This is a genomic window from Flavobacteriales bacterium (genome assembly GCA_016713875.1).
GTDB lineage: Bacteria > Bacteroidota > Bacteroidia > Flavobacteriales_F > PHOS-HE28 > PHOS-HE28.
Window position 1 is genome coordinate 861,742 of the sequence record JADJOI010000003.1, and the last position, 24,863, is coordinate 886,604.

Below are 24,863 nucleotides of genomic sequence, written 5' to 3' on the forward strand. Positions count from 1 at the left end.
ACTCGCCACTCGTCACTCAGTACTCGCCACTCGTCACTCAGTACTCGCCACTCCTCCCCGTTTCCCCAGCTCGACCACCTCCAGGTCCTTGAGCTGACCGGCGGATATGGTGAACCGCAGTATCGTGCGCACCTGGTGCCACCCGTGCCGACCGCAGGCGCCGGGGTTCATGTACAGCATGTTCAACGCCTCATCGAACCTCACCAGGCAGATGTGGGAATGCCCGCAGACGAACAGGGTGGGCGGGTCGCTGCGTAGCGCGTTGACGATCCCGCGCTCGTAGCGCGGAGGGCGACCGCCGATGTGCGTGATCCATACGCGGACCCCGTCCAGCTCGAAGCGCAGGTCGGTGGGGAAGGCCCGTCGCGAAGCGGCATCGTCGATGTTGCCCACGATGGCCCGCAGCGGCTTGTCCGGGTACCAGGACCGGATCTCGTCGGTGATGTGCAGCCCGCCGATGTCGCCGGCGTGCCAGATCTCGTCGCAGGAGGCGAGGTGGTTGCGCAGGCGTGGGTCGAGCCAGCCATGCGTGTCGGACAGCAGCCCGATGCGCCGGCCCGGTGCCAGGGTCGCGGACATGGAGGCGAAGGAACGCAGGCGACCGGACACCACCGAAGGCGGAGCTAGCTTTGCCGCCCGCCGGACCAGCAGAGGGCCCGAGCGCCTAGGCTTCGCATCGGGTCGTTCAGGGCCCACCACCGATGGAGATCATGCCGCGCTACTTCCTGGAGATCGCCTTCCTGGGCACGGCCTATCGGGGCTGGCAGCTACAGCCGGACCGGCCCAGCGTGCAGGCCGAGGTGGAGCGGGCCATGCGGTTCGCGCTGCACCGGGAGCGCGTGAGCGTGGTGGGATGCGGCCGGACGGATACCGGAGTGCACGCTTCCCAGTTCTTCCTGCACTTCGACCAGGGCGGCGAGGCCCCGCTGGACGTCCGCTTCGTGTACAGCCTCAACAGCCTGTTGCCCGACGATATCGGCGTGAAGCGCCTCATCGCCGTCCCCGATGATGCACATGCGCGGTTCAGTGCCATCGAACGCGGGTACAGGTACCGGATCCATCGCCGGAAGGACCCCTTTCTCGAAGGACGCAGCCATCAGCTGAGGCCGGCATTGGACGCCGAGGCCATGAACGAGGCGTGCGCCGTGCTCCTCGGTAAGCAGGACTTCAGCAGCTTCTGCAAGGCCGGCAGCGATGCGCGCACCATGCTGTGCGACGTTCGGCTCGCCCGGTGGACGGAGCACGCGAACGGATACGACTTCGAGATCAGGGCGGACCGTTATCTGCGCAACATGGTGCGCGCCATCGTGGGCACCTGCCTGCTGATCGGTCGGGGCCACCGCCCTCCAGGGCACATGGCGGAGGTGCTGGCAGCGCAGGACCGTGGAGCGGCGGGCAAGTCGGCCCCTGCGCGCGGGCTCTATCTGGAGCGTGTGGTGTATCCCTTCATCCCCGTGCCCGGATGAGCGGCCAGGCCAGGGCCTTCGACCGGCGTCTGTTCGTGCGCGTGATGGCGTTCGTGCGGCCGCACAGGACGTTGTTCCGGGCCACCTTCGGGCTCACGGTGCTGCTCAGCGCCATCGGTGTGGTGAGGCCACTGCTGATGGGCGACATGATCGACGGCTACGCGCTCACCGGCGACGGCGCCGGGCTGCTGCGCATGACCCTCATCGTCCTGGGGCTGCTCGTGCTGGAGACCCTGTTGAGCTTCCACCAGGCCTTCTGGACCAGCTGGCTGGGCCAGGCCGTGAGCTTCCAACTGCGCACCCGCCTCTTCGATCATGTGCTCGGCTTCAAGCTCCGCTTCTTCGACCGCACCCCGATCGGCACCATGGTCACCCGGGTCATCAGCGACATCGAGACCATCGAGGACATCTTCTCGCAGGGGCTGCTCTCCATCCTGGGCGACCTGCTGAAGCTCGTGGTGGTGGTGGTGGTGATGTTCGCGGTCAACTGGAAGCTGGCCCTGCTGAGCATGGCGCCGGTGCCCCTGCTGCTCTGGGGGACGAACATCTTCAAGAACAGCATCCAGCGCAGCTTCGAGGACGTGCGGACCTATGTGGCCCGGTTGAACGCCTTCGTGCAGGAGCACATCCAGGGCATGGCGATCGTGCAGGTCTTCGGGCGCGAAGCGCAGGAGATGCGCAAGTTCCAGGCGATCAACCGCGAGCATCGCGCGGCGCACATCCGTTCGGTGCTGGCCTATTCCATCTTCTTCCCCGTCGTGGAGATCCTCTCGGCCCTGTCGCTGGCCTTCCTGGTGTGGTGGGGCGTGAAGGACGCCCTGGCCGGAACGGCCTCCTTCGGTGACATCGTCGCCTACATCCTCTTCATCAACATGCTCTACCGGCCGATCCGCCAGCTGGCCGACCGCTTCAACGTGCTGCAGATGGGCATGGTGGGCAGCGAACGCGTCTTCAAGCTTATGGACACGGCATCCACGATCACGGACGAGGGAACGCGCGGTTCCGCGGCCGTGCGGGGGCACATCCAGGTGACGGACCTCTGGTTCGCGTATGGTGAGGTGAAGGAAGGTGAAGCGCCTGAGTGGGTGCTGCAAGGCATCGACCTGGACATCCCGGCGGGGACCACCGTGGCGCTGGTGGGGGCCACCGGATCGGGCAAGAGCTCGATGATCAACGTGCTCAGTCGGGCCTATGAGCACCAGCGGGGCCATGTGCTGCTGGACGGGGTTCCCGTGGAGGCGTATCGGCTCGGTGAGCTCCGGCGGTGCATCTCGGTGGTGCTGCAGGACGTGTTCCTTTTCAGCGGAACGGTGCACGATAACATCACCTTGCACGACCCCTCGATCACACGGGCGCAGGTGGAGGCCGCGGCCCGGGAGGTGGGGGCCGACGCCTTCATCCAGCGCCTGCCCCGGGGCTACGACACCGACGTGCGCGAACGCGGTGGCATTCTCTCCACCGGTCAACGGCAGCTCCTGGCCTTCATCAGGGCCATGGTGCATCGCCCCGCCGTTCTGGTGCTCGACGAGGCCACCAGTTCGGTGGACAGCGCCAGCGAGCAGCTGATCCAGGAAGCCACCGAGCGCATCACCAAAGGCCGTACGAGCATCGTGATCGCCCACCGGCTGAGCACCGTGCAGAACGCCGACCGCATCGTGGTGCTGGACAAGGGGCGCATCATCGAGCAGGGAGGGCATCAGGAACTGCTCGCTCTCAACGGAGCTTATCGTCGTTTGTACGATCTTCAGTTCCGGTAAGCGTTCGTATTTTTTCGACGTTCGGCAACGGCGGATCCGTTGGCCGCGTCTCTTCGACAACCCCATCAAGGAACCATGGACAGCCCCCTGTGCAGCCGGCTTGCGCGCCTGACGCTTCTCGTTCTTCTCCTGTCCGCCATCGGCCGGAACGCGTCCATGGGGCAGGGTATCGTGCCCACCATGGGCACCGAGTTCTGGTTGGGCTTCATGAAGAATTATCAGGGCAATCCGGTGCAAAGCCTCGACATCTTCATCTCGTCGCCCACCAACACCTCGGGGCTGGTGGAGATGCCCCTGATGGGGTTCAGCCAGGCCTTCACGGTCACGGCGAACGTCACCACCACCGTCACCATCCCGCTGGCCCAGGGCATGCACCAGGCGAGCGAGGTGGTGGAAGGCCGCTCCGTGCTGGTGCGCACGCAGGACACCGTGGCGGTCTTCGCGATCAACTTCGAGCAGTTCACCGCGGATGCTGCCGTGATCTATCCAGTGCAGTCGCTGGGGAGCGACTACCGCATCATGGCGTATCCGGGCCTCAGCGGCCTGCCCGAGCTGGCCTCCGAGTTCTTGATCGTGGCGCGGCAGGACGATACCGAGGTGGAGATCACCCCGACGGCCACCACCTTCGGCGGCCAGCCGGCGGGTGTGCCGTTCACCGTGATGCTCGACTCGGGCCAGACCTACCAGGTCATCGCCGCCAACGAGCTGGGTGACTTCACCGGCACGGTGATCCGCGGCACGCCTGGCAGCGGTGAGTGCAGGACCTTCGCAGTGTTCTCCGGCTCCGTGTGCACGAACATCCCGGATGGATGTTTCGCCTGCGACCACGTCGTGGAGCAGAACCTGCCTCGTCGGGCCTGGGGCACGCGCTACTACTCGGTGCCCTTCAGCACCACCACGCAATACACCTACCGCGTGCTGGCCGATCAGGACGGCACCCAAGTGACGGTGAACGGCGGTCCGCCCCTCAACCTGAACGCCGGCCAGTTCGTGGAATTGAACTCCTTCCCCGACGCCGCCTGCTTCGAGGGCAACCTGCCTTTCGTGGTGGCCCAGTTCATGGAAGGGATCACCTGCGGTTCCAACGGCGATCCGGCCATGTTGCTGCTCAACGCCGAGGAGCAGCGGATCGACCGCATCACCTTCGCCACGGTGGTGTCCACCGTGATCACGAACCATTACGTCAACATCATCGTGCAGCAACCGAACGTGGACGACGTGGTGTTGGACGGGGTGCCCGTGCCGTCGTCGGCGTTCACACCCTATCCCGCCTGCCCCACGGTGGCCCACGCCTCCCTGCCGCTCCCCGTCGGCAGCCACACGCTGGAATGCATCGGGGGCCTCACGGCCTACGTGTACGGCATGGGCAGCGCCGAGAGCTACGCGTATTCGGTGGGCTCCTTCACGCCGGAGCCCATCCTCCCACTGGACACCGTGCTGTGCCTGGCGGACACCAACACCACCATCACCCTGTCCATCCCCGAACCGCTGAACGATCCCTACTGGACCACCCAGAGCGACCCCAACACCGTCCTGTTCCAGGGGGCCACCTACACGTTCACGCCCACGGCCTCCGACGTGTACATCGTGACGGGCACTTCCGGCATCAGCGGGTGCGAGAAGCAGTTCTTCTTCAGCATCGAGCTGGCGATCCCGCCGATCATCCAGGCCTTGGCGAGCGGCGACAGCACCGGGGTGGAAGCCTGCCTGCTGCAGCCCGTGCAGCTGGGGGTGGACGTCTCGCCGCCTGGGACCTACGTCTACTCGTGGAGCCCGGGGGCCGACCTCAACGACCCGTCCATCGCCGACCCGGTGGCCAACCCCGCGCACACCACCTGGTACACGGTCCAAGTGAGCACCTTGAACGGTTGTGCGGTCATCACCGATAGCGTTCTGGTGACGGTGGTGAACGGGGATGTCCTGGCGTTGAACACCACCGCCGACCCGCCCTTGATCTGCTCCGGTGAACAGAGCCAGCTCGGCCTCACCGCCCAGCAGGTGATCCAGGGGCTGGACGTATTGGACGTGGCCCCTTCCTCCTTGTGGAACGGCATCCTGAACGGCAGCATCAGCAACGCATGCGGCTCGGTGGCCGGCAACGCCCTCTACTTCGATGGACCGGGCCAGCGCAGCGCCACGGCCGGACCTGTGGACGTGTCGACCGGCGGCACGGTGCGCTTCGCGATCAAGATCGCCACCGGTACGGCCCCCTGCGAGGATGCCGATCCCGGGGAGCATGTGGTGCTGGAGTACAGCACGAACGGGGGAGGGGCGTGGACCATCATGGACACCTACTATGAATATGCGCACCCCACCTTCACGGTGATCCAGGTGAACATCCCCGGCCCGGCGCAGACGGCCAACACCTTGTTCCGCTGGCGGCAGCTGGCGAACGGTGGTGTGGGCGAGGACAATTGGAGCCTGGATGACGTGGCCATCGCCACGAACACGGTGGGCGGGCTGACCTTCACCTGGACGCCGGCCGCCACGCTCAACGATCCGTCGATCGTGGACCCCTTGGCCACGCCGCCCACCGACCAGTGGTACGCCGTGAACGTGTTCGATGCCCAGTTCGGCTGCACCTACACCGATTCGGTCTTCGTGCAGGTGGGCCAAGCCTTCGACGTGCTACTGGTGGACGACACCACGATCTGCAGCGGTGGCTCGGTGGTGCTGAACGCGCAGCCCACCTCGGGCACCGGCCACTCCTGGTCCTGGTCGCCCGGCACGGGCCTCAATGCCACCTTCCTGCAGGCGCCGACGGCCTCTCCGACGGCCACCATCACGTACTTCGTGACGGTGACGAACGCCGAGGGCTGCGTGCGTACCGACAGCGTCACCGTGCAGGTCGACGTGCCTCTGGTGGTGGTGGCCTTGAACGGCACCGACCCTATTTGCAGCGGAAGCAGCACGCAGCTCACTGCCGTGGTGAGCGGTGGCCAGGGCGGCTACAGCTACACCTGGTCGCCCCCGACCGATCTGAACGATCCCTCGGCGCAGGCTCCGGTGGCCTCACCCGACATCACCACGGCGTACACGGTGACCGTGACGGACACCTTGTGCGCCACGAGCGCATCGGCCAGCGTGACGGTGAACGTGATCCCGGGCGTGACCGTGGACCTGGGCCCCGATCAGGTGCTGTGCCCGGGCGCCAGCACGGTGCTGTCCACCGGCCTCAGCGGTCCTGACCATGCCTGGAGCACCGGCGCCACCACGTCGTCCATCACCGTGGACCAGCCCGGCAGCTATTGGGTGCAGGTCACCCTTGCCCAGTGCGGCGGCACCGACACAGTGGATGTGTCGCTGGCCCCCGACCCTGGACCGCTCGACTTCGATGCGGTGGCCTGCCCGGGCGACAGTGTGCTGCTCATCATCCCCTATGAAGGGGTGTCCTACACCTGGTCGGGCGGTGCCACCACGCGCGGCATCGTGGTGGGCGAGGAGGGCAGCTATGGCTTCAGCGTCACCGATGCGTTCGGCTGCACGTATTCGGGCGTCGCCTCCGTGATCCCCGATCCGCTCGGTACGGACATCGTGGTGCCGAACGTCTTCAGCCCGAACGGTGATGGAGCCAACGACCGGTTCGAACCGCAGGCCAACGGCAGCCAGGACGTGGAGGTCTCCGTGTACGACCGGTGGGGGACCGAGGTGTTCCGCTCCACCAGCCTCGCGGTGACGTGGGACGGTAACAACCCGGACCGGAAGGCCAGTGAGGGGACCTACTTCTACGTGATCCGGTACACCCCCTCCTGCGATGACACGCTGCGCGAACTGCGCGGGCATGTCACCGTGCTGCGGTAGGGCCGTCAGTACCGGGTGATGAGCGCAATGCCGTCGTAGTCCTTCAGGCTGCCAGAGGGGAGCATGCGGACCTCCCCGCCATGATGCAGTTGCGCGGTGATGATCCGGTCCACCAGGTCGCTTCCGTCGTTCGGCGCATCGGGCTGAACGCGGCCTTCCACCACCACGCCGGGGATCACCAGATCGCGTTCCACCAGCAGGGTCTGCCCCCGGCCCTCCTGCACCCGGGCCCAGATGTCGTCGACGGTGGTCACGTGCTTGTCGGCCGGGGTGCGGGCGAGGATCTCCAGGTCGGCCATGTGCCGACGCTTCTGATCGTTGTAGGCCAGCGTCCACGCCTGCCGCACGAGCTCGGCCGGTGCGTCGTGCTCATGGTTGCCCTCGAGGTGCGCGATGAAGAGCGCAGCATGAGGTGCGGCATCCAGGAACGGGGCGTAGTGGGTGGCTGTGGTCGCGACCACCACACGGCCCTGAGGACCGACGGTGTGTTCCACCGCCTTCGCCACATCCGTATACCAATGGCGCGCCTGGTTGTCCTGTCCGCGGGAGGTGGTCACCTGTGCCGCGTCGGTGGTGTAGTGCCTGTTCTCCAAAGGCAGACCGCCGCGGACCTCAGCGACGAGGTGATCATCGGTGGCGGCGAATAACCGGGCCGTGTGCTGGCTGAGCGCGAGGATATGATAGTGGACCGATCCGAGCCGGGCGCGCACCACATCGCGCACCACATAGGCATCGCCCACCGCGACGCGCGGTTCGATGCTGAAAGGCAGCTTCACGGTTTCGGCGTGGTCGGTGGACGCGAAGAGCGCTAGGCCATCCATCTGGTGCTTGTGGTCCAGGGACCCGGCCAGTGTCTGCAGGTGCTCGACGATGGGCGCCATGGCCCGTTTCTCGCCCATCCCGGCCAAGCGTTCCCCGGCCTCCCGGAGGAGGTCCTTGAGCAGGATGATGTCCCGGTTCGCATCGGGCATCGTCCGGTGCGTGGGCAGGGTGATGGTGACGCAGGGGCCGGGGCGGGCCTCCATCAGGCGTTCGATCACCGGGTCGAGGAGCAGGGTGCGGGTGGTCATGGGTTGGTCGCTTGGGGACCTTGAAGGTCCGACACCATCGCTTGGGATAGGATGACGGGCGTCGATCCGGCCGGTGACAGGCGTCAGGCCAGCCGACCGCGGAGGTGGGCGCCGGTGAGGCTGGTGGGGTGAGCGGCCAGGGCCTCCGGCGTCCCTTCGAACACCAGCAGCCCTCCGGCATCGCCGCCGTCGGGGCCGAGGTCGATCACATGGTCGGCGCAGGCGATCACCTCCGTGTTGTGCTCGATGCAGATCACGCTGTGCCCGTTGTGGATCAGCATCTCCAGGGCCTTGAGCAGGCGGGCGATGTCGTGCACGTGCAGGCCGGTCGTGGGCTCGTCGAAGATGAAGAGGGTGGGCCGCTCCTCCTGGCCCTTCGTCAGGAAGCTCGCGAGCTTGATGCGCTGGGCCTCTCCGCCGCTGAGGGTGCTGCTGCTCTGCCCAAGCTTCACGTAGCCGAGGCCCACGTCCTGGAGGGGCTTGAGGCGCTGGACGATGCGGGCGCAGGCCGTTGGTCCGGACGCCCCGCCGAAGAAGGCGATGGCGTCGTCCACCGTGAGGTCGAGCACCTCGGCGATGTCGCGGCCCTGGAAGCGGACATCGAGCATCTCCTCCTTGAAGCGCTTGCCGCGGCAGGCTTCACAGGTGAGCCGGATGTCGGCCATGAACTGCATCTCGATGTGCACCTCGCCCTCGCCCTGGCAGGTCTCGCAGCGGCCGCCGTCCACGTTGAAGCTGAAGAAGGACGGTTTGTAGCCACGCACGCGGGCCACATCCTGGTCGCTGAAGAGCTGCCGGATCTCCTCATAGGCCTTCACATAGGTCACCGGGTTGCTGCGGCTGCTGCGGCCGATGGGGTCCTGGTCCACCAGTTCCACGGCCTCGATGCGCTTGAGGTCGCCTTCCAGGCCGCGGTGCTCGCCCGGGCGCTCGCTGAAGCCATCCAGTTCGCGGCGCAGGGCGGGGTGGAGGATGCGTTTCACGAGGGTCGTCTTCCCGCTGCCGCTCACGCCCGTCACCACCGTGAGCATGTGGAGGGGGAAGGCCACATCGATGTCCTTGAGGTTGTTGGCCCGGGCCCCGCGCACGATGAGCCGGTCCTTCACCGGCCGCCGGTGTGCCGTACGGGGTATGCGCAGGCGGCCAGTGAGGTACTGCGCCGTGAGGCTGTCGCTGGCGAGCAGGTCGGCGTGGCCGCCCTGGAAGACCACCTGGCCGCCGTGGGATCCCGCTTCCGGGCCCATATCGATGATGTGGTCCGCGGCACGCATCACCTCCTCATCGTGCTCCACCACGATCACCGTGTTGCCCAGGTCGCGAAGGCGCTTGAGCACACCGATCAGGCGCTGGGTGTCGCGCGGGTGGAGGCCGATGCTGGGCTCGTCGAGGATGTACATGCTGCCCACCAGGCTGCTGCCGAGGCTGGTGGCCAGGTCGATCCGCTGGGTCTCACCGCCGCTCAGGGTGTTGCTGCGCCGGTCGAGGGTGAGGTAGCCCACGCCCACATCGCTGAGGTATTGCAGGCGATTGCGGATCTCGGTGAGGAGCCTGGAGGCCACATGGCGGTCATGCTCGTTCAGGTCCAGCCCGCGGAAGAAGGCGAGCAGCTGATCGATGGGCATGCGCACCAGCTCGGTGATGGTGCGGTCGGCGATGCGCACGTAGGAGGCCTCCTTGCGCAGCCGTGATCCATCGCAGGTCGGGCAGGTGGTCTTGCCCCGGTAGCGGCTGGCGAGCACCCGGTACTGGATCTTGTAGCTTTTCTCCTCCACATAGCGGAAGAAGGCGTCGATGCCTTGCAGACCGCGAGCTCCCTTCCACAGCAGGTCGCGCTGCTCCGGCGTCAGGTCGCGATACGGGCGGTGGATGGGGAAGTCGTGGCGTTCGGCGCGTTCGATGAACGTGGCGCGCCATTCGCCGAGCTTCTCGCCGCGCCACGGGGCCACGCATTCATCGAAGACGCTCAGGCCCTGGTCGGGGATCACCAGGTCGTGGTCGATGCCGATCACGCTGCCGTAGCCTTCGCACCGGGGGCAGGCCCCCACCGGGTCGTTGAAGCTGAACAGGTTGGTGCTCGGCTCCTCGAAGCGGATGCCGTCGCGCTCGAAGCGGTCGTTGAGGATGGTGCGTCGCTCATCGCCGCGACCGTCGGTCCCCAGCACGTGCAGCTCGCCCTGGCCTTCGAAGAAGGCGGCTTCGGCGCTGTCGGCGATCCGGCTGTCGTTCTCGGGGTCATCGGGGTTCACGCTCACCCGGTCCACCACCAGGCACCAGTCGCCCTTGGGCAGGGATCGGAGGCTCAACAGTTCCTCGATGCGGTGCACCGTGTTTCCGTCGTGCACGCGGGCGAAGCCCTGCTGATGGAGCACATCGAGGTGGGCGGCCAGGGTGCGGCCCTGCGGCAGGTGGATGGGGCAGAGGAGAAGAACGGCCTCCCCTGGGGGATGGGCGTGCACTGTGCGCAGGACATCCTCCACGGTGTGGCGCTTCACGGGTTCGCCGCTCACCGGGCTGTAGGTGCGGCCGATGCGGGCGAAGAGCAGCTTGAGGTGGTCGTACACCTCGGTGCTGGTGCCCACTGTGCTCCGCGGGTTGCGGGTCATCACCTTCTGTTCGATGGCGATGGCCGGGCTGATCCCGAGGATGCGGTCCACATCGGGCTTCTCCAGCCGGCCCATGAATTGGCGGGCGTAGCTGCTGAGGCTCTCGACATAGCGCCGCTGGCCCTCGGCGTACAGGGTGTCGAAGGCCAGGCTGCTCTTGCCGCTTCCGGAGAGGCCGGTGATCACCACCAGCTTGCCGCGCGGGATGTCGACATCGATGTTCTTGAGGTTGTGGACGCGGGCACCCTGCACCCGGATCAGGCCGGCGGACCGGGGCGGGGCGGGGGGGGCACCGTTCGTTGGGGCGGGTGCTGCTCGTCGAGTGCGGGAGGGGGCAGGCAAGGGCGGCGCGAATTTAGGCATCGGTCCGCGCGACTTTGCCCGGGGATCACTATCTTCGCCTTGGTCCGACGAAAATTCCACCTGGTCGCACAATACGGACGATCAGGCAACGTTCTCTCCCCGGGCCACGTCTCATTCCCGAACCCGGCCGACAGGCCCGCACCTTCAAACCCCCTTCGCCCATCGCGTGACCACTACCCTGGATCGTTGATCCGAACCGGACTAAAGGGAAGGTCACATGCGTACGAAGGTGCTCACCGATACGGAGCTCGTGCACGCCTACACGGCGGGGAACGAGCAGGCATTCGAAACCCTGCTGCTGCGCCACAAGCGCAAAGTATGGAGCCACATCTACCTGATGGTGCGTGACCGGGAGGTCACCGAGGACCTCTTCCAGGAGTCCTTCATCAAGGTGGTCCACACCCTCAAGACGGGGAAGTACAACGAGGAGGGCAAGTTCCTTCCTTGGGTGATGCGCATCGCGCACAACCTGGTGATCGACCACTTCCGCCGCAGCAAGAAGATGCCTCTGGTGCGCGGAACGGAGGACCACGACGTGTTCGCCACGGTGGCCCGGCCCGAACAGAATATCGAGCAACAGCTCGTGAACGTACAGATCGACGAGGATGTGCGGAAGCTGATCGAGCATCTGCCCGAGGAACAGCGGGAGGTGGTGATCATGCGCACCTACCTCAGCATGAGCTTCAAGGAGATCGCCGAGCACACCAACGTGAGCATCAACACCGCCTTGGGTCGGATGCGCTATGCGCTGATCAACATGCGCAAGCTCATCAAGGAACACGACATCCATCTGGAGCGCGCATAGGCCTGCCAGCTGCATGTCCTTGAACGCCGGCCCGTAAGCCGGCGTTCGCATTTTCAGGGGATGATAATCGTCTGAACGTCAGGTGGTCGAGGAGTCGTTCGTGATCCTATGCAATAGCGAGGGATGCCCCGGCGTTCATCATCACGCACACCAACCATATGGCATGAAGCACACTACCCTCCGCCGGCGCGATCGCCGGTCACCAGTCCGCCGCACCACCATGGACCTTCAACCGGGTCCCCGTCCCGCCACCCTCCAGGCCATCCTCAGCTACAGCAAGGCCCTGTCCGTGGTGGAGGCACCTCCGCTGGGCACGGTGGCGCTGGTGCTCAACTGAGTCTGGGATCACCGCCCCGCGGTGAACGATTCCTTGCGCCCGATCACGCTGCAGATGGGGCACTTCCGAGGGTCATGGCCCTTGGCCGGGCAGTGCTCGCGCCCGAAGTAGATGATGCGCAGGTGCAGGGCGTTCCAGCTGTCCTCCGGGAAGAGCCGCTTCAGGTCGGCCTCGGTCCGCTCCACGTTGTGGCCCGTGCTCAAGGTCCAGCGGTAGGCGAGCCGATGGATGTGCGTGTCCACCGGGAAGGCCGGCACCCCGAAGGCCTGTGCCATCACCACACTGGCCGTCTTGTGCCCTACGCCCGGCATACGCTCCAAGGCCGCCATGTTCGCTGGCACCTTTCCTCCGTGCTCCTCCAGGATGATCCGCGAAAGACCATGGATCCCCTTGCTCTTCATGGGTGAAAGACCACATGGCCGGATGATGTCCTGGATCTCCTCCACGCTCAGCTTCACCATCTGCTGCGGCGTGCGCGCCCTGGCGAAGAGCAGTGGTGTGATCTCGTTCACCTTCTTGTCCGTGCACTGCGCGCTGAGCACTACGGCCACCAGCAGGGTGTAGGGGTCCGCATGGTCGAGGGGGATGGATGTGCGCGGGTAGAGCTCGGCGAGCTTGGCGGCGACGAAAGCGGCCTTTTCGGGGCGGGTCATCGGCGCGAAGGAACAACGCTCACCGGATCCGTTCGTGCAGGTGTGTGCAGCGGCCGTGGGCCTTCTCGATGTGCTGGTGGTCCTGCGGCCGCTGCCAGCGTCCGCCCCAGGTCCAGCCGTGCGGGGCCAGGTGCTTCAGGATGCGGGGGTGGGTGAGGGTGCCCGGGCGCCGCGGATCGTAGCGGCCATGGGCGGGCTCGCGCACCGTGCCGTTCGTGCCCGCGCGCACCAAGGGGTTCAACAGCGGGTTGATGTCGATGGCGATGCCCTGCGCGTGCTTGGAGGTCTCCGGCACGTGGGCCTTGCCGCGGAAGTTGAAGGCGCTGGTGTTGTTGTCGGCCATGGAGGCGGCATCGTCCCAGCCGGTGCTGTCGGCGTTGAGGCCGTAGCGGTTGATCGGGATCACATGCGCGATGGGGAAGCGGTCGAGCAGCAGCCCGTCGAAGATCGCCCGCACCTCGCCGGCCACGCACGCATGCACCAGCAGGACGCCTGTGCACAGGCGCGTGCTGTCGACCGCCGTGCAGCTGCTGTCCGTGAAGCCGTAGTAGGTGACCTCCACGGCCTGCAGGTGGTCGCGGATGTCAGCATCCAGCGGGCCCAGCTTGCGCTCGATGATCCGCAGGTCGGCCTCGAGCCCTGCCGTATCCGCCAGGGTGCTGTGGGCGATCAGGGTGTCGTGTTGGGCGGTCGGAGGCCGGATCGTGGGCTCTGGATCGGAACTGACCGGCCGGCATGCCACGGCCAGCAAGGGTATCAGCAAGAGAAGGGTTGGACGATGGTGGCGCATGACCGGGCCGACGCCTGCGAAGGTCGGGGCCTTCCGCTCACTCGGGTTTCTTCGAAAGGGGGCGCCAGCTGTAACTCTTCTGCACGATCCTCCACGAACCTTCGTAGCGGAGCAGCAGGAAGTAGTCCGTGAAGACCCGCCAGCCCGGCACCACGATCTCGGCTTTGGCCATGGCGGTGTTGTTCTCCACGTCGATGGAGATGATGCGGCCCTGGCGGTCGTTCCGTTCGCCCGGCTTGATGCCTGCGATGTACTTCTCCCCCGACCGTACCCACAGGCTGTCCTGCTCGTTCACCGTGTAGAGGTTGAAGTCGGGGTCGAACGCGCGGCGCAGGCGCTCCGGTTCGCCGTGCCCTCGATGTAGTCCATCAGGGTGGCGCGGACCTGTTCGATGTCGGAGGGCGCTGTCTGGGCGCACGTAGCCGCTGTGGACAGCAGTCCGGTGAGGAGGAGAAGTGTGCGCATGGGGGCGGACCAGTTGCGCTGCGCGCACAAAGCCTGGGCCACCCGTCCGCGGTTCATCCGCTGGGCGCGAAGACCCTTACGCCCGGCGCTCCGGCACCTGTGCCATGGCGCGCTCGGCGATGGCGGTGATGGTGAGGCTGGGGTTCACGCCGGGGTTGGCCGAGATGGCGCTGCCGTCGCACACCCACAGGTCCGCGTACCCGAACACGCGGTTGTCGCGGTCGATCACACCGGTGGAGGCATCGGCCCCCATGCAGGCACCGCCGAGGATGTGCGCCGTGGTGGGGATGCCCAGCAGCGTTTCCTGCATGAGCACCATGGCCTTGCCGTTCACGATGCGCTCCACGCGGTGCGCGATGTCCTGCGCCTGCGGGTTGAAGGCGGTGGGCGCGGGGCCCGACTCCAACGCGGTGCCGGTGCCGCCCAACGGTCCGCGCTTGAGCCGCAGGGTGGAGTCGATGGCCTCCATGTACAGCAGGATGTGCGTGCGACGGCTCCAGTCGCTCACGAAGAAGGTGCGCAGGTAGGTCCACGGCTGCTTCAAGGGCTGTACCACCATGTTCACCAGGCGCATCGGCCACGAACTGCCCTTCACCATCGGCGCCATCAGGATGCGCCAGATGCCGTTGCCCGGCGGGTACTTCACGGGTTCCACGTGCCGCTGTGCGTCGAGCTCCACGATGGAGCCGATGGCGATGCCCTCCGAGAAGGTGACGTCGCGGTCGAAGGTGGTGACGCCGATGAGGCTTTCGGAGTTGGTTCGCACGCCGTGGCCTACGCGGTCGGAGAGCTTCGGCAGGCTGCCGGCCTTCAACTTCAGGAGCAGGGGCAGGGTGCCCATCACGCCGCCGGCGAACACCACGCCTTTGGCGGTCACGGTGCGGATGCGCGGGAACCAGGCTGAAGGGTCGCGGTAGCGGATGCGGTAACCGACGCTGCCATCGGGGCTCAGGGGCTGCACATCGACCACCTCGGCGTTCGCGCGGATGCTGCAGCCGAGCTGTTGAGCCAGGTGGAGGTAGTTCTTGTCGAGCGTGTTCTTCGCATTGTGCCGGCAGCCGAGCATGCAGCCGCCGCACTGGATGCAGCCAGTGCGGTCGGGGCCCTTGCCGCCGAAGTAGGGGTCCTTCACGGTGACGCCCGGGGCGCCGAAGTGCACGGCGGCGTCGACGGTGTCGAAGCCCTGCGGGACGCCCATGTCCGCGGCGAGGTCGCGCATCACCCGGTCGCTGCGGCTGGTGTAAGGGTGGCGCTCCACGCCGAGCATGCGCCTGGCCAGGGCGTAGTAGGGGGTGAGCTCGCGCTCCCAGTCGCACAGGTCCTTCCAGCTGCCGGTGCGGAAGAAGGGCGTGCGTGGCACAGGCAGGGTGTTGGCGTACACGAGCGAGCCGCCGCCCACGCCGGTACCACTGAGCACGGTGATGTGCCGGAAGAAGCTGATCTTGAAGAGGCCTTTCCAGCCCGCACGCGGCCACCACAGCCAGCGGCGCAGGTCCCAGTTGGACGCGGGGAAATCCTCGGCCTTGTTGAACCACCGGCCCTTCTCCAGCACGAGCACGCGGTAGCCCTTCTCGCTGAGGCGCAGTGCCGCCACCGAGCCACCGAAGCCGCTGCCGATCACCACGTGGTCGAAGTCGTGCGTGGGCTCGGCCATGGGTCAGGCGAGCGCCCCGTGACCGGCGCGTTGTTTCAAGCGGTCGATCTCGCGGTCCATCACGCGGAACCAGAGGGGCGGCAGGAAGGCCAGCACCATCATGGCGGGATATCCGGCGGGCAGCTGCGGGCTCTCGTCGAAGTGGCGCAGGACCTGGTATTTGCGGCTGGCCAGGTAGTGATGGTCGCTGTGGCGCGTGAGCTCCAGCAGGATCAGCCGGCCGAGCGGGTGGTCGGAGTTCCAGGAGTGGATGGGCAGCGGGCGTTCGTAGCTGTCGCCGACCTTCCTCCGCCGGAGGCCGTAGTGCTCGATGTAGTTCACCGTTTCGAGCAGCAGGATGCCGATCAGGGCCGCACCCAGGAACCAACCCATCGCCTCCGGCCCGAACACGCCCGCAATGGCCGCCACCAGCGCGAGCTGGATCATCTGGAAGCGGAGCATCTCGTTGTGCAGGCTGAACACGGGCAGGCCCTTCTTCTGCAGCCGCGCCGCCTCCAGCTTCCACGCGCTGAGCCAGCTGCCCGCGATGGTACGCAGAAAGAAGGCGTAGAGCCATTCGCCGCGGCGGCTGCTCGCGGGATCCTCGTCGGTGCTCACGTGCTTGTGGTGGCCGCGGTTGTGCTCGATGAAGAAGTGCATGTACAGCGTGGTGAGCAGCAGCGCCTTGGCCATGAACTGCTCGTGCTTGGTGGCCCGGTGCCCCAGCTCGTGCGCGGCGTTGATGCCCAGCACTCCGCAGGCCATTCCGAAGGCGGAGGTGAGCCCCAGCTTCAGCATCCACGACAGCTCGGCCGCGCTGACCTGCACGAGGAAGAACAGCAGCAGCCCCCATTGGATGGGCACCAGGCTGAAGAGGATCAGGTCGTACAGGCGGTCCTCCTTCGCCAGAGCCTCATGCGCCGCGTCCAGGTTGCGGGGGTCGGGCTTCAGGATCAGTTCGAGCACCGGCAGGAAGCCGAAGATGAAGGCCACCGCCGCGAAGGACCATTCGTTCCGCACCGCGAGCGAGGTGGCGACCACCACGGGGACCAGGTACACCAGGCTGTACTTGAGGGCGGAGGGTCGCATGGGTCAGGCACGGGTGGAGGAGACCCGAAGGTACGGAGGCGTAGGGGGGACTACCTGATCCGGCCTGGCGGTGTATGACCCCGGAGGAAGGTGTGCGACCGCGTCATGGGCATCCCGCCCTCCAGGTGCACCAGGTACCAATGGTCGAGGATGATCAGCACGACCGGGACCACTGGCCGTGTCCCGGGTCATTCGACCACATTGCCGTCGCCGTACCGGTGATCCTTGTCCTCGGCATCGGCCTCACCGAGGTAGTGCGGATACACCTTGAACGTGAGCGGGTCGGCGCCGTGCACCCGTTGCATCCGGAAGTACACGCCATTGATGTCCACGGTGTACTTCTCATCCAGGATACGAAAGGTCGCGCGGTCCACTCCCTCAAAGGGCATATCGTTCACGTAGATGTGCCCCGTATCCTGCGCATAGAGCACCTCACCACTGGAGCGCTCGTTCTCAGCGAACAAGGTGAAGGTCGCAGGATCGGCGCCCGCGACATGCCGTCCGCGGAAGAACACGCTGCGACCGTCCCTGGCGTAGCCTGAGCCGAGCAGCACGAAGCCTTCGGGCAAGGCTCCCGGGATGCGCCGACCCTGGTGAAAGACATGAGCCCGGTCCACCGCATAGGTGTGGTCCAGAATGCGGAAGGTAGGCGGGTCACAGGGGATGGCGGCGACGGCCACCTCATTGCCGCTCCCCTGGATGTAAAAGCGGTGCAGCGTGTCGCGCGCATAGGTGTGATCGATGAGCGCGAAGCTGCGGCCGTGGCTCCCGGGGATGGGCTTGCGGTCCAGGTAGGCGCTCGTGTCGTCCTTCACGATCCGTGGGCTCAGGGCTTGCAGGCTCCGCAGGTCCTTCACCCGGAAAGGCTGATCGCGGTACCACGCCTGCCGGTCATCCTTGGCGTACGCATGGCCAAGCACTTGGAAGGATGCTGCATCGGCCCTATCCAAACGGTCGATCACGTGCTTCTTCGTAAGGAAGTAGTCGCGGCTTTCGCGGTAACTGTCGAAGTGGAACACGCGCCCCGAGTCCTTGCAGAACGACGCGTCCAGCACTTGGAATGAGCCGGCATCCACCCCGTCCAGGACCATGTTGTGGTACAGGATGCTGTCCCCACTTCGCCTGAAACCCTCCGGCAACCGGCCATGGGCATCGCCGTTCCGCGTGCAGTTGGACGAGCATGTCGCCAAGATGATCAGAACCGCCAGGGCGGGTGCGGATGGCCGCAGAGGTCGATGTGGACGGAGGTCAGCGTGCATGATCCGGGCTCACCACGCGAAGGTGTGCGGTGTGCTTCCCCGGATGAACGTGTGCGAACGCGTGGGCAACTTCTCGCCCTCCACGTGCACCAGGTTCTGCTGTTCGAGGAAGACGTCCTGCAGCAGGCTGTTCTGCACGAGCAGGTCCTTCGGTGAGGCGATGTCGTCCACCTGCAGGTAGCAGTACAGCGTTTCGCCATCGAGCTCCTTGCCGACCCAGGTCCAGGTGAGCTGCTTGTCCTGCATGAGCATCAGATGCTGGATGAAGTAGGCGTTGAGCAGGCTGTCGGCCTTTGGGTGCTCCTTGTCGGAACCGAGCTTCAGCGGGGCCATGTTCTCCAGCGCGTGCTCGATGTCGTGCGCCGTGATGCGCCAGGTGAGGTCGAGGGTCTGCGTGGCCGGCGTATGGCGGATGGTGAGGATGGAGACGAAGAAGTCGTGGACGGCCAAGGTGCCGGAGGTCAGGAGGGCGAGCAACAACATGTGCATGGCACAAAGATGGCCTGCGGCCCGGCTGTACGGCACCGTCCAACTACTTCAGGAAAGGATCCGCATCTTTGATGCATGAGCACACCGTTACTCTGTATCTCTTGGATCATCGCCGCCAATGCGGCCGCACTTTCGCTCCTGGCCCAACCGGGATCGCTCGACCCCACCTTCGCCACCGCCGGTAAGTACGTGCAGAACTTCGGCGCCAACGATAACCTGACCTGCGTGAAGGTTCAGCCCGATGGGAAGATCCTGGCCGCAGGCACCGCCATCGACGCGAACTTCTCGGGCAAGTTGCTGGTGGTCCGGTTGAACCCCGACGGCACGCTGGACAGCGGTTTCGATGGCGACGGCACGCTGGTCGTCAACGCCTTCAACGAATCCTATGCGTACGACCTTTTCGTTCAGGCGGACGGCAAGATCGTGGTGGTGGGCACGCGCTATGATGGGAACTTCTCCGCCTCCATGCTGGCCCTGCGTCTGAACGTGGACGGGACACTGGATACATCATTCGGTACTGGGGGCTACAGCGAGCCGAACGTGAGCACCGGAGATGACTTCGCGTTTGCGGTGGCACCCCTGGTCAATGGGCAGTTCCTGTTGGCCGGATCGCGGATCGACGCCAACTTCAACAACCAGCCGGTGGTGATCCGGCTGAACGCGGACGGCTCGGTGGACAACACCTTCGGTAACAACGGCCTGGCCGAGGTCACGGTGAACCAGATCGAGAACCAGTTCTGGAGCGTCGGCGTGCAGGTGGACGGGCGCATCGTGGCCAGTGGCAGCTTCTCGCGCGACATCGGCGGCGGCCTCAGCGACCGTGATGTGCTGGTGGCCTGCTTCGATGCCAACGGTGTGCTGGACCCCGGTTTCGGCACGGATGGCATAGTGATCAAGGCGATCAACGCAGGCGAGCAGGAAGTGGCGTTCGGCCAGGCGCTCGACCCTGCGGGCAACATTTTCCTGTCCGGCTTTACCGAAGACCCCGACTTCTCTTTCGATGGCTTCCTGATGGAAATGGATGCCGATGGGGGCGACGTGCCCTCCTTCGGCACGAACGGCACCGTGCTGTTCAACACACCGGCGTTGCAGAACGTCTTCAACGACCTCATCCTGCAACCCGATGGCAAACCCTTGGTTTGCGGCACATCCGGCGGTTTCTGGTTCGATCCGCGCGACCAGGTCCTGGCACGCTACACTACAAGCGGTGCCCTGGACAACACGTTCGGCACGAACGGCTACGTGCTCAACAGCATCAATGGCGGATTCGATGAGGCCAATGCGCTGGCCTTGCAGAGCGATGGCGCGATCCTCGTCGCTGGCCGCGGCTACTCCGGCACGAACAACGACATCACGGTGTTCCGGCACATCAACGACATCAACACATCGGTCGCGGAGGCGGTCGGGCCGATTGCCTTGATGGCGCATCCGAATCCGGCGCGGGCGGGCATGCCCATCACCATAGGGTCGGTGGAGGATGTGTCGCTCGTTCGGTTGTTCGATGCGCGTGGGGCGGAAGTGGTGGTCGACGCGCGTTCACTGAACGGCCCGGTGCGCATCGTGGAGCTGCCTGCCGGCCTCGCACCGGGCACCTACCTGGTTCAGGTGGTCGGCGCTTCGGGCCGCACCTCGGGCGCACGGTTGGTGGTTCAGGACTGACCCGTGCCGAGCCCGCTGATGGAGCCCTGGCTCCGCATGGCGTGCCGGATGAAGGACTCGATCTCCTTGAGCAGCTCCACCATCCAGGAGTAGCTGAGGTTGTCGTTGGTGAGCCGCTGGTAGAACACGTCGGTCACCACGTGGAGCATTTCCCGGGCCGGTCCGAGCTGGCCCGGGATGCCCAAGGCTTCGGCCCAGCGCGGCATGATCCGCTCCACCACGCGCTGGTGCGCCTCCTCGAAGCAGCGTTGGAACGCCGCGTTGCCGCGGGACACCCGTAGCTGCCGCTGGAACAGCAGGTCAATACGGTGCTCCACGAGCAGCTGGATGAACCCCGGATCGAAACTGGCGCATGTCCCCGCCTTGGACGCGAGCACATCGGCCCGCAGCAAGTGGAAAGCAAGCAGCTGCTCGATGAACGCCGGCACGTCCTCGAAGTGATGGTAGAACGACGACTTGCTGATGCCCACCTGACGGGCGAGCTGCTCCACCTTCACGCCATCAGGGCCGTGGAGGGCGAACAGGCCGTAACCTGCTTCGATCCAGGGTTGTTCGGCGGTGGTCGGCATCGGCGCCAAGGTATCGCCCCCTTCCGCACGACCGGCAGCGGACCATCCCGGTCGGCGTGTGTGGGACGGTGAGGATCGAGACGAAGATGTCGGGGGGGGCTACCATGGTGTCCAGGAACGAAACCAGCAACAGGGACTTGATGGAGAAGCAGAACTGAGGAAGTGGATCGTGTTGGGATCCGAATGATCACCTTCAAGGCCGGAAGGCCCGGAGCGACTTCCGGGTCATTCCCTGATGAGCCGCTCGACAACCGTCCGTTCGCCGATCCGTATGTTCAGGAAATACACGCCGGCCTCCAGTCCGCTCAGGTCAAGTGTTGCTTGAGCGTCGGTCAGTGGCACCCGAAGAACAGTGCGTGAGCGCAGATCCAGAACACCGACGGAGCCGGCAGGTGCACCTGTCGGAATTTGCACGGTGACCAGGTCTTCCGCCGGGATCGGGAACACCCGGACCTCCGGGGTCGGATCGATCGAACTGATGCCGACGGTCCCAAGGTTGATCGCATGGTCCATGACGACCAGGGTCCGTGGTCCTTGCTCAAAGGCGTTAACCCTGATCCAGCCGTACAGCGTATCGATCCCGGCCAGCATCCGAAGCCCGATGAAATGTTCACCGATACCAAGCCAATCATTGATGATCGGTGCCATGGCCCAGCCGTAGGACCCGGACCATAGATAGACCTCATCTTGAACGAAGCTGTCCTGAGCGGAGATGGTATCTCCTATTCGGATCGTATCGGCCAGAAGCGCGATGTACTGCCCTGGACAGCATCCGTTCGATGTATCAAGATGAGCCATGATGGAAACCCACGGTTCCGGTTGAAGCTGGCAGCCTCCCGCTCCACCTCCCAAGCCACCTCCGCCGTAGGTGACGAATCGTGCATCGTACATCCCGTCGCTGTCCAGGTCGATCCGGAATTGCTCCCCTGGGTAGGGCGAAAGGTGAACGTTCAATTCGCTCAACAGGGTGTCCGGCACCACGTCGACATAATGGTCATCAAGGCCGACCATCCCTGCTGCGATCGACTGGCCAGAGGCAGCGCCGACGATCACGAGGCAAACAAGAAGGAGAACAGATCGGCGCACGTCCGGCGGATCGACCAAGAGGGCTATCCGGCACCTCAGCGGAGTCAGCGAAACCATGTCGGAGGATGAAAATGCCAGGCGGTTCCAACCTGGTGTGAAGTTAGGGGGTCGGACTGCATCGGTGGCTTGTTGATGTCCTGTGGTCAGGACGATCCGGTCACCTTTCAGGGCACCCTTTACCTTCGCCCAATGCTGTTGAAGCGCACTCTTCCCGTGCTCGGCCTCGTGGCCGGCCTCACCGCCCTCGCCCAGGACAGTCCCCGTTACGGCCGCGACAAGTTCCGCCAGCTCGACCAGGAACTGCCCACGCCCAACGAGCAGCGCACCGCCAGCGGAGCCCCCGGCCACGCCTACTGGCAGATGAAGGCCGATTATGACATCCATGTGGAGATCACCGAGCCGAAGGCCGGAGAAGGCGAGCTGCCCAAGCTCATGGGCTACGAGACCATCACCTACCACAACCAGAGCCCGGACAAGCTGGAGTACCTCTGGTTGCAGCTCGACCAGAACATCTTCGAGCCTGGAAGCGATGCGAACACCACGCGCACCGGCACCATGCCGGACAGCGTGAGCATTGACCAATTGGACAAGTGGGTACATCCCTTCGATGGCGGATACAAGATCACCGGCGTCACCGATGCCAGCGGCGGCAAGCTGAAGTACACGATCAATAAGACCATGATGCGTGTGGACCTGCCGAAGCCGCTCGCGCCCGGCGCCACCTTCAGCTTCAAGGTGAGCTGGTGGAACTGGATCAACGACCGCATGAAGTGGGGCGGCCGAGGCGGCTACGAGTACTTCCCCGAGGAGGACAACTACATCTACACCATCGCGCAATTCTACCCGCGCATGTGCGCTTACATGGACTACAGCGGGTGGATGCACAAGCAGTTCCTCGGCGCCGGCGAGTTCACCCTCGACTTCGGAGACTATACCCTCAGCATCAGCGTGCCGAGCGATCACATCGTAGCGGCCACCGGCGAATGGGCGAATGCTTCAACCGTACTCACCGCCACCCAGCAGAAGCGCCTCGCTCAAGCGCGCACCAGCGACAAGCCCGTTATGATCGTTACGCCACAGGAGGCGCTGGACAACGAGAAGGAGCGCAGCAGCGGCACCAAGACCTGGGTTTACAAGAGCAAGAACGTGCGCGACGTGGCCTTCGCCAGCAGCCGCAAGTTCATCTGGGATGCCATGAACCAGCCGGTGAAGACGAATAATGTCCTGTGCATGAGCTACTACCCCAAAGAGGGCAATCCGCTCTGGGAGCAGTACAGCACCAAGGTCGTTGCGCACACCATCAAGACCTACAGCAAGTTCACCGCGGACTACATCTACCCGGTGGCCATCAGTGTGCACACCGACCGCATCGGCATGGAATATCCCATGATCTGCTTCAACGGCGGAAGGCCGGAGAAGGATGGCACCTACAGCGAGCGCACCAAGTATGGGATGATCGGCGTGATCACGCACGAGGTGGGTCACAACTTCTTCCCCATGATCATCAACTCCGACGAACGGCAGTGGACCTGGATGGATGAGGGTCTCAACACCTTCGTGCAGTACCTCACCGAGCAGGAGTGGGACAAGGATTATCCCAGCTGGCGCGGCAAGCCCCGCAACATCGTCGATTACATGAAGGGCGACCCCAACGCCGCGCCGGACAAGGTGAAGGCGCGCATCGAGCCGATCATGACCAACAGCGAGAGCTTGCAGCAGTTCGGCAACAACGCCTACGGCAAGCCCTGCACGGCGCTCAACATCCTGCGCGAGACCGTCATGGGCCGCGAGCTCTTCGACCACGCCTTCAAGACCTATTGCGAACGCTGGAAGTTCAAGCACCCCACGCCCGCCGACTTCTTCCGCACCATGGAGGATGCCAGCGGCGTGGACCTCGACTGGTTCTGGCGCGGCTGGTTCTACACCACGGACCATGTGGACATCGACATCGCCAGCCTGCGGTACACGCACCTGCATCCGCGCGACCCCATCCTGGCTGAGAAGCTCCGCCGCGAGGAGAAGGCCCGCGAGGTGCCCGACCTGAGCCGCCAGCGGAACATCGATAGTGAGATCGACTTCGTGGTGGACATCGACCCATCCACGCGCGACTTCTACAACAGTTACGACCCGCTCACCGCCACTGAGCGCGATATGGCCGCCTATGAGAAGTGGAAGAAGGGCCTGAAGCCCGAGGAGCTCGCCCTGCTGAACGAGCAGCTGCACCTCTACGAGCTCCGGTTCAAGAACATCGGCGGGCTGGTGATGCCGCTGATCTTGGAGTGGGAGTACCTCGATGGTACCAAGGAGGTGGAGCGCATCCCCGCGGAGATCTGGCGCGTGAGCGACGACATCTCCAAGGTCTTTGTGAAGCGCAAAGAGGTGGCGCGCGTCACGCTTGACCCCTTCCTCGAGACCGCCGACTGCGACCTGAACAACAACAGCTGGCCGCCGAAGATGGTGCCTGCTCGCTTCGATGTCTTCAAGGAGCAGCAGTGGCGCCAGCCCAATCCCATGCAGCAGGAGCGCAACCGGATCACGGGTGGGGAGATGAAGGGGCAGTGAAAGGGATGCGGCCCTCGATCACCTTTATTGTCGCGATCGCGCTGTTGTGCTGTTCATGTGATCGAGAGGTCGGGCGCGGAACGGTTTGGAGCCACTACATGATGTACGCCTGCGGGACCTGTGCAGCGCAGTTTCACGTGGATCCGGTCAACTCAAAGGATCTGGAGGATATCACGGATCAGGATATTCGGGTGGTCAGGATACTGAATGGCGAAGAGCATGATGTGTCTGAAGAGCTTGATCGCTTGATCTGCCATGATTTCGTCACTCGCGACCGAGTGGTTCTGACAGCAAATGGCTGCACGATGATCGCGGATTCAGTTGTGACCACCTTGCGGGCGGATCGTTGTGACGAGTGAAGCTCAGCCCTGATCCTCCGCCCACGCCCTGAACCGCTGCCGGATCTT

At 65.0% G+C, this 24,863-nt stretch carries 19 protein-coding genes and 1 pseudogene; 8 read left to right on the forward strand and 12 right to left on the reverse strand.

Translation table 11 applies throughout. From position 1 onward, the window contains the following. Window positions 1–33: 33 nt before the first annotated feature. Window positions 34–579, reverse strand: coding sequence for a metallophosphoesterase family protein (locus tag IPJ87_05105; GenBank protein ID MBK7941239.1), 546 nt, complete (start codon window positions 577–579; stop codon window positions 34–36). 122 nt (window positions 580–701) lie between these two features. Between IPJ87_05105 and truA the strand changes: the two genes are divergently transcribed. The 3 genes from truA (at window position 702) to IPJ87_05120 (ending at window position 7,024) form a co-directional block, all read left to right on the forward strand. Beyond that, a complete protein-coding gene (gene truA, locus IPJ87_05110; GenBank protein ID MBK7941240.1) occupies window positions 702–1,466 on the forward strand; it encodes a tRNA pseudouridine(38-40) synthase TruA in 765 nt (254 codons plus the stop codon). Continuing rightward, entirely contained in the window at window positions 1,463–3,223 is a 1,761-nt protein-coding gene (locus tag IPJ87_05115) for an ABC transporter ATP-binding protein (protein ID MBK7941241.1), read from the forward strand. Before truA ends, IPJ87_05115 begins: the two co-directional genes overlap by 4 nt. Before the next feature lie 75 nt (window positions 3,224–3,298). Further along, window positions 3,299–7,024: a gliding motility-associated C-terminal domain-containing protein gene (locus tag IPJ87_05120; protein MBK7941242.1), complete on the forward strand. Its 3,726-nt coding sequence runs from the start codon at window positions 3,299–3,301 to the stop codon at window positions 7,022–7,024. A 5-nt stretch (window positions 7,025–7,029) separates the two neighbouring features. Here IPJ87_05120 and IPJ87_05125 read toward each other — a convergent pair whose 3' ends face one another. Together IPJ87_05125 and uvrA are read right to left on the reverse strand one after the other, a co-directional pair. Next, the gene (locus IPJ87_05125; protein MBK7941243.1) at window positions 7,030–8,094 is read right to left on the reverse strand and encodes a hypothetical protein; all 1,065 of its coding nucleotides are present in this window, start codon (window positions 8,092–8,094) and stop codon (window positions 7,030–7,032) included. An 83-nt stretch (window positions 8,095–8,177) separates the two neighbouring features. Further along, the gene (gene uvrA, locus IPJ87_05130; GenBank protein MBK7941244.1) at window positions 8,178–11,060 is read right to left on the reverse strand and encodes an excinuclease ABC subunit UvrA; all 2,883 of its coding nucleotides are present in this window, start codon (window positions 11,058–11,060) and stop codon (window positions 8,178–8,180) included. A 217-nt stretch (window positions 11,061–11,277) separates the two neighbouring features. Here uvrA and IPJ87_05135 point away from each other — a divergent pair, with 217 nt between their 5' ends. Both IPJ87_05135 and IPJ87_05140 read left to right on the forward strand, forming a co-directional pair. After that, complete coding sequence (locus IPJ87_05135) at window positions 11,278–11,865, forward strand: sigma-70 family RNA polymerase sigma factor (GenBank protein MBK7941245.1); 588 nt, start codon at window positions 11,278–11,280, stop codon at window positions 11,863–11,865. 163 nt (window positions 11,866–12,028) lie between these two features. Next, on the forward strand, window positions 12,029–12,202 hold the full coding sequence (locus IPJ87_05140; protein MBK7941246.1) for a hypothetical protein: 174 nt from the start codon (window positions 12,029–12,031) through the stop codon (window positions 12,200–12,202). An 8-nt stretch (window positions 12,203–12,210) separates the two neighbouring features. Here the strand turns inward: IPJ87_05140 and nth are convergent, their stop codons facing one another. The 7 genes and pseudogenes from nth to IPJ87_05175 all read right to left on the reverse strand — a co-directional run bounded on the left by nth (window position 12,211) and on the right by IPJ87_05175 (window position 18,580). Continuing rightward, entirely contained in the window at window positions 12,211–12,855 is a 645-nt protein-coding gene (gene nth, locus IPJ87_05145; protein MBK7941247.1) for an endonuclease III, read from the reverse strand. 19 nt (window positions 12,856–12,874) lie between these two features. Further along, the gene (locus tag IPJ87_05150) at window positions 12,875–13,597 is read right to left on the reverse strand and encodes a M15 family metallopeptidase (GenBank protein MBK7941248.1); all 723 of its coding nucleotides are present in this window, start codon (window positions 13,595–13,597) and stop codon (window positions 12,875–12,877) included. 85 nt (window positions 13,598–13,682) lie between these two features. After that, a pseudogene (locus IPJ87_05155) lies at window positions 13,683–14,110 on the reverse strand (nuclear transport factor 2 family protein). 76 nt (window positions 14,111–14,186) lie between these two features. Next, complete coding sequence (locus IPJ87_05160) at window positions 14,187–15,764, reverse strand: GMC family oxidoreductase (GenBank protein MBK7941249.1); 1,578 nt, start codon at window positions 15,762–15,764, stop codon at window positions 14,187–14,189. A 3-nt stretch (window positions 15,765–15,767) separates the two neighbouring features. Next, on the reverse strand, window positions 15,768–16,832 hold the full coding sequence (locus tag IPJ87_05165; protein MBK7941250.1) for an alkane 1-monooxygenase: 1,065 nt from the start codon (window positions 16,830–16,832) through the stop codon (window positions 15,768–15,770). Window positions 16,833–17,020: 188 nt separating this feature from the next. Continuing rightward, complete coding sequence (locus tag IPJ87_05170; protein MBK7941251.1) at window positions 17,021–17,923, reverse strand: DKNYY domain-containing protein; 903 nt, start codon at window positions 17,921–17,923, stop codon at window positions 17,021–17,023. 177 nt (window positions 17,924–18,100) lie between these two features. Then, window positions 18,101–18,580 carry a hypothetical protein gene (locus IPJ87_05175; protein ID MBK7941252.1) on the reverse strand — a complete coding sequence of 160 codons (480 nt, stop codon included), beginning with the start codon at window positions 18,578–18,580 and terminating at the stop codon, window positions 18,101–18,103. 75 nt (window positions 18,581–18,655) lie between these two features. On the opposite strand from IPJ87_05175, the gene IPJ87_05180 reads away from it, so the two are divergent. Then, complete coding sequence (locus IPJ87_05180; protein ID MBK7941253.1) at window positions 18,656–20,239, forward strand: T9SS type A sorting domain-containing protein; 1,584 nt, start codon at window positions 18,656–18,658, stop codon at window positions 20,237–20,239. Here IPJ87_05180 and IPJ87_05185 read toward each other — a convergent pair. Continuing rightward, window positions 20,230–20,808: a TetR/AcrR family transcriptional regulator gene (locus IPJ87_05185; protein MBK7941254.1), complete on the reverse strand. Its 579-nt coding sequence runs from the start codon at window positions 20,806–20,808 to the stop codon at window positions 20,230–20,232. The two genes, IPJ87_05180 and IPJ87_05185, sit on opposite strands and share 10 nt — an antisense overlap. A gap of 225 nt (window positions 20,809–21,033) precedes the next feature. Then, window positions 21,034–21,951 (reverse strand): T9SS type A sorting domain-containing protein, encoded by a 918-nt coding sequence (locus IPJ87_05190; protein MBK7941255.1) that lies wholly within the window; start codon window positions 21,949–21,951, stop codon window positions 21,034–21,036. Window positions 21,952–22,083: 132 nt separating this feature from the next. Between IPJ87_05190 and IPJ87_05195 the strand changes: the two genes are divergently transcribed. Both IPJ87_05195 and IPJ87_05200 read left to right on the forward strand, forming a co-directional pair. Then, window positions 22,084–24,456, forward strand: a complete 2,373-nt coding sequence (locus IPJ87_05195; GenBank protein MBK7941256.1) for a M1 family metallopeptidase — start codon at window positions 22,084–22,086, stop codon at window positions 24,454–24,456. A 5-nt stretch (window positions 24,457–24,461) separates the two neighbouring features. Continuing rightward, window positions 24,462–24,815, forward strand: coding sequence for a hypothetical protein (locus IPJ87_05200; GenBank protein MBK7941257.1), 354 nt, complete (start codon window positions 24,462–24,464; stop codon window positions 24,813–24,815). The last annotated feature ends 48 nt before the right edge of the window (window positions 24,816–24,863 follow it).

Excerpts from the sequence above, each read along its gene's own strand:
- IPJ87_05105 (MBK7941239.1), bottom strand. The coding sequence starts at position 579 with ATGTCCGCGACCCTGGCACCGGGCCGGCGCATCGGGCTGCTGTCCGAC.
- truA (MBK7941240.1), top strand. The coding sequence starts at position 702 with ATGGAGATCATGCCGCGCTACTTCCTGGAGATCGCCTTCCTGGGCACG.
- IPJ87_05115 (MBK7941241.1), top strand. The coding sequence starts at position 1,463 with ATGAGCGGCCAGGCCAGGGCCTTCGACCGGCGTCTGTTCGTGCGCGTG.
- IPJ87_05120 (MBK7941242.1), top strand. The coding sequence starts at position 3,299 with ATGGACAGCCCCCTGTGCAGCCGGCTTGCGCGCCTGACGCTTCTCGTT.
- IPJ87_05125 (MBK7941243.1), bottom strand. The coding sequence starts at position 8,094 with ATGACCACCCGCACCCTGCTCCTCGACCCGGTGATCGAACGCCTGATG.
- uvrA (MBK7941244.1), bottom strand. The coding sequence starts at position 11,060 with ATGCCTAAATTCGCGCCGCCCTTGCCTGCCCCCTCCCGCACTCGACGA.
- IPJ87_05135 (MBK7941245.1), top strand. The coding sequence starts at position 11,278 with ATGCGTACGAAGGTGCTCACCGATACGGAGCTCGTGCACGCCTACACG.
- IPJ87_05140 (MBK7941246.1), top strand. The coding sequence starts at position 12,029 with ATGAAGCACACTACCCTCCGCCGGCGCGATCGCCGGTCACCAGTCCGC.
- nth (MBK7941247.1), bottom strand. The coding sequence starts at position 12,855 with ATGACCCGCCCCGAAAAGGCCGCTTTCGTCGCCGCCAAGCTCGCCGAG.
- IPJ87_05160 (MBK7941249.1), bottom strand. The coding sequence starts at position 15,764 with ATGGCCGAGCCCACGCACGACTTCGACCACGTGGTGATCGGCAGCGGC.
- IPJ87_05165 (MBK7941250.1), bottom strand. The coding sequence starts at position 16,832 with ATGCGACCCTCCGCCCTCAAGTACAGCCTGGTGTACCTGGTCCCCGTG.
- IPJ87_05170 (MBK7941251.1), bottom strand. The coding sequence starts at position 17,923 with ATGGTCCTGGACGGGGTGGATGCCGGCTCATTCCAAGTGCTGGACGCG.
- IPJ87_05175 (MBK7941252.1), bottom strand. The coding sequence starts at position 18,580 with ATGCACATGTTGTTGCTCGCCCTCCTGACCTCCGGCACCTTGGCCGTC.
- IPJ87_05180 (MBK7941253.1), top strand. The coding sequence starts at position 18,656 with ATGAGCACACCGTTACTCTGTATCTCTTGGATCATCGCCGCCAATGCG.
- IPJ87_05185 (MBK7941254.1), bottom strand. The coding sequence starts at position 20,808 with ATGCCGACCACCGCCGAACAACCCTGGATCGAAGCAGGTTACGGCCTG.
- IPJ87_05190 (MBK7941255.1), bottom strand. The coding sequence starts at position 21,951 with ATGGTTTCGCTGACTCCGCTGAGGTGCCGGATAGCCCTCTTGGTCGAT.
- IPJ87_05195 (MBK7941256.1), top strand. The coding sequence starts at position 22,084 with ATGCTGTTGAAGCGCACTCTTCCCGTGCTCGGCCTCGTGGCCGGCCTC.
- IPJ87_05200 (MBK7941257.1), top strand. The coding sequence starts at position 24,462 with ATGCGGCCCTCGATCACCTTTATTGTCGCGATCGCGCTGTTGTGCTGT.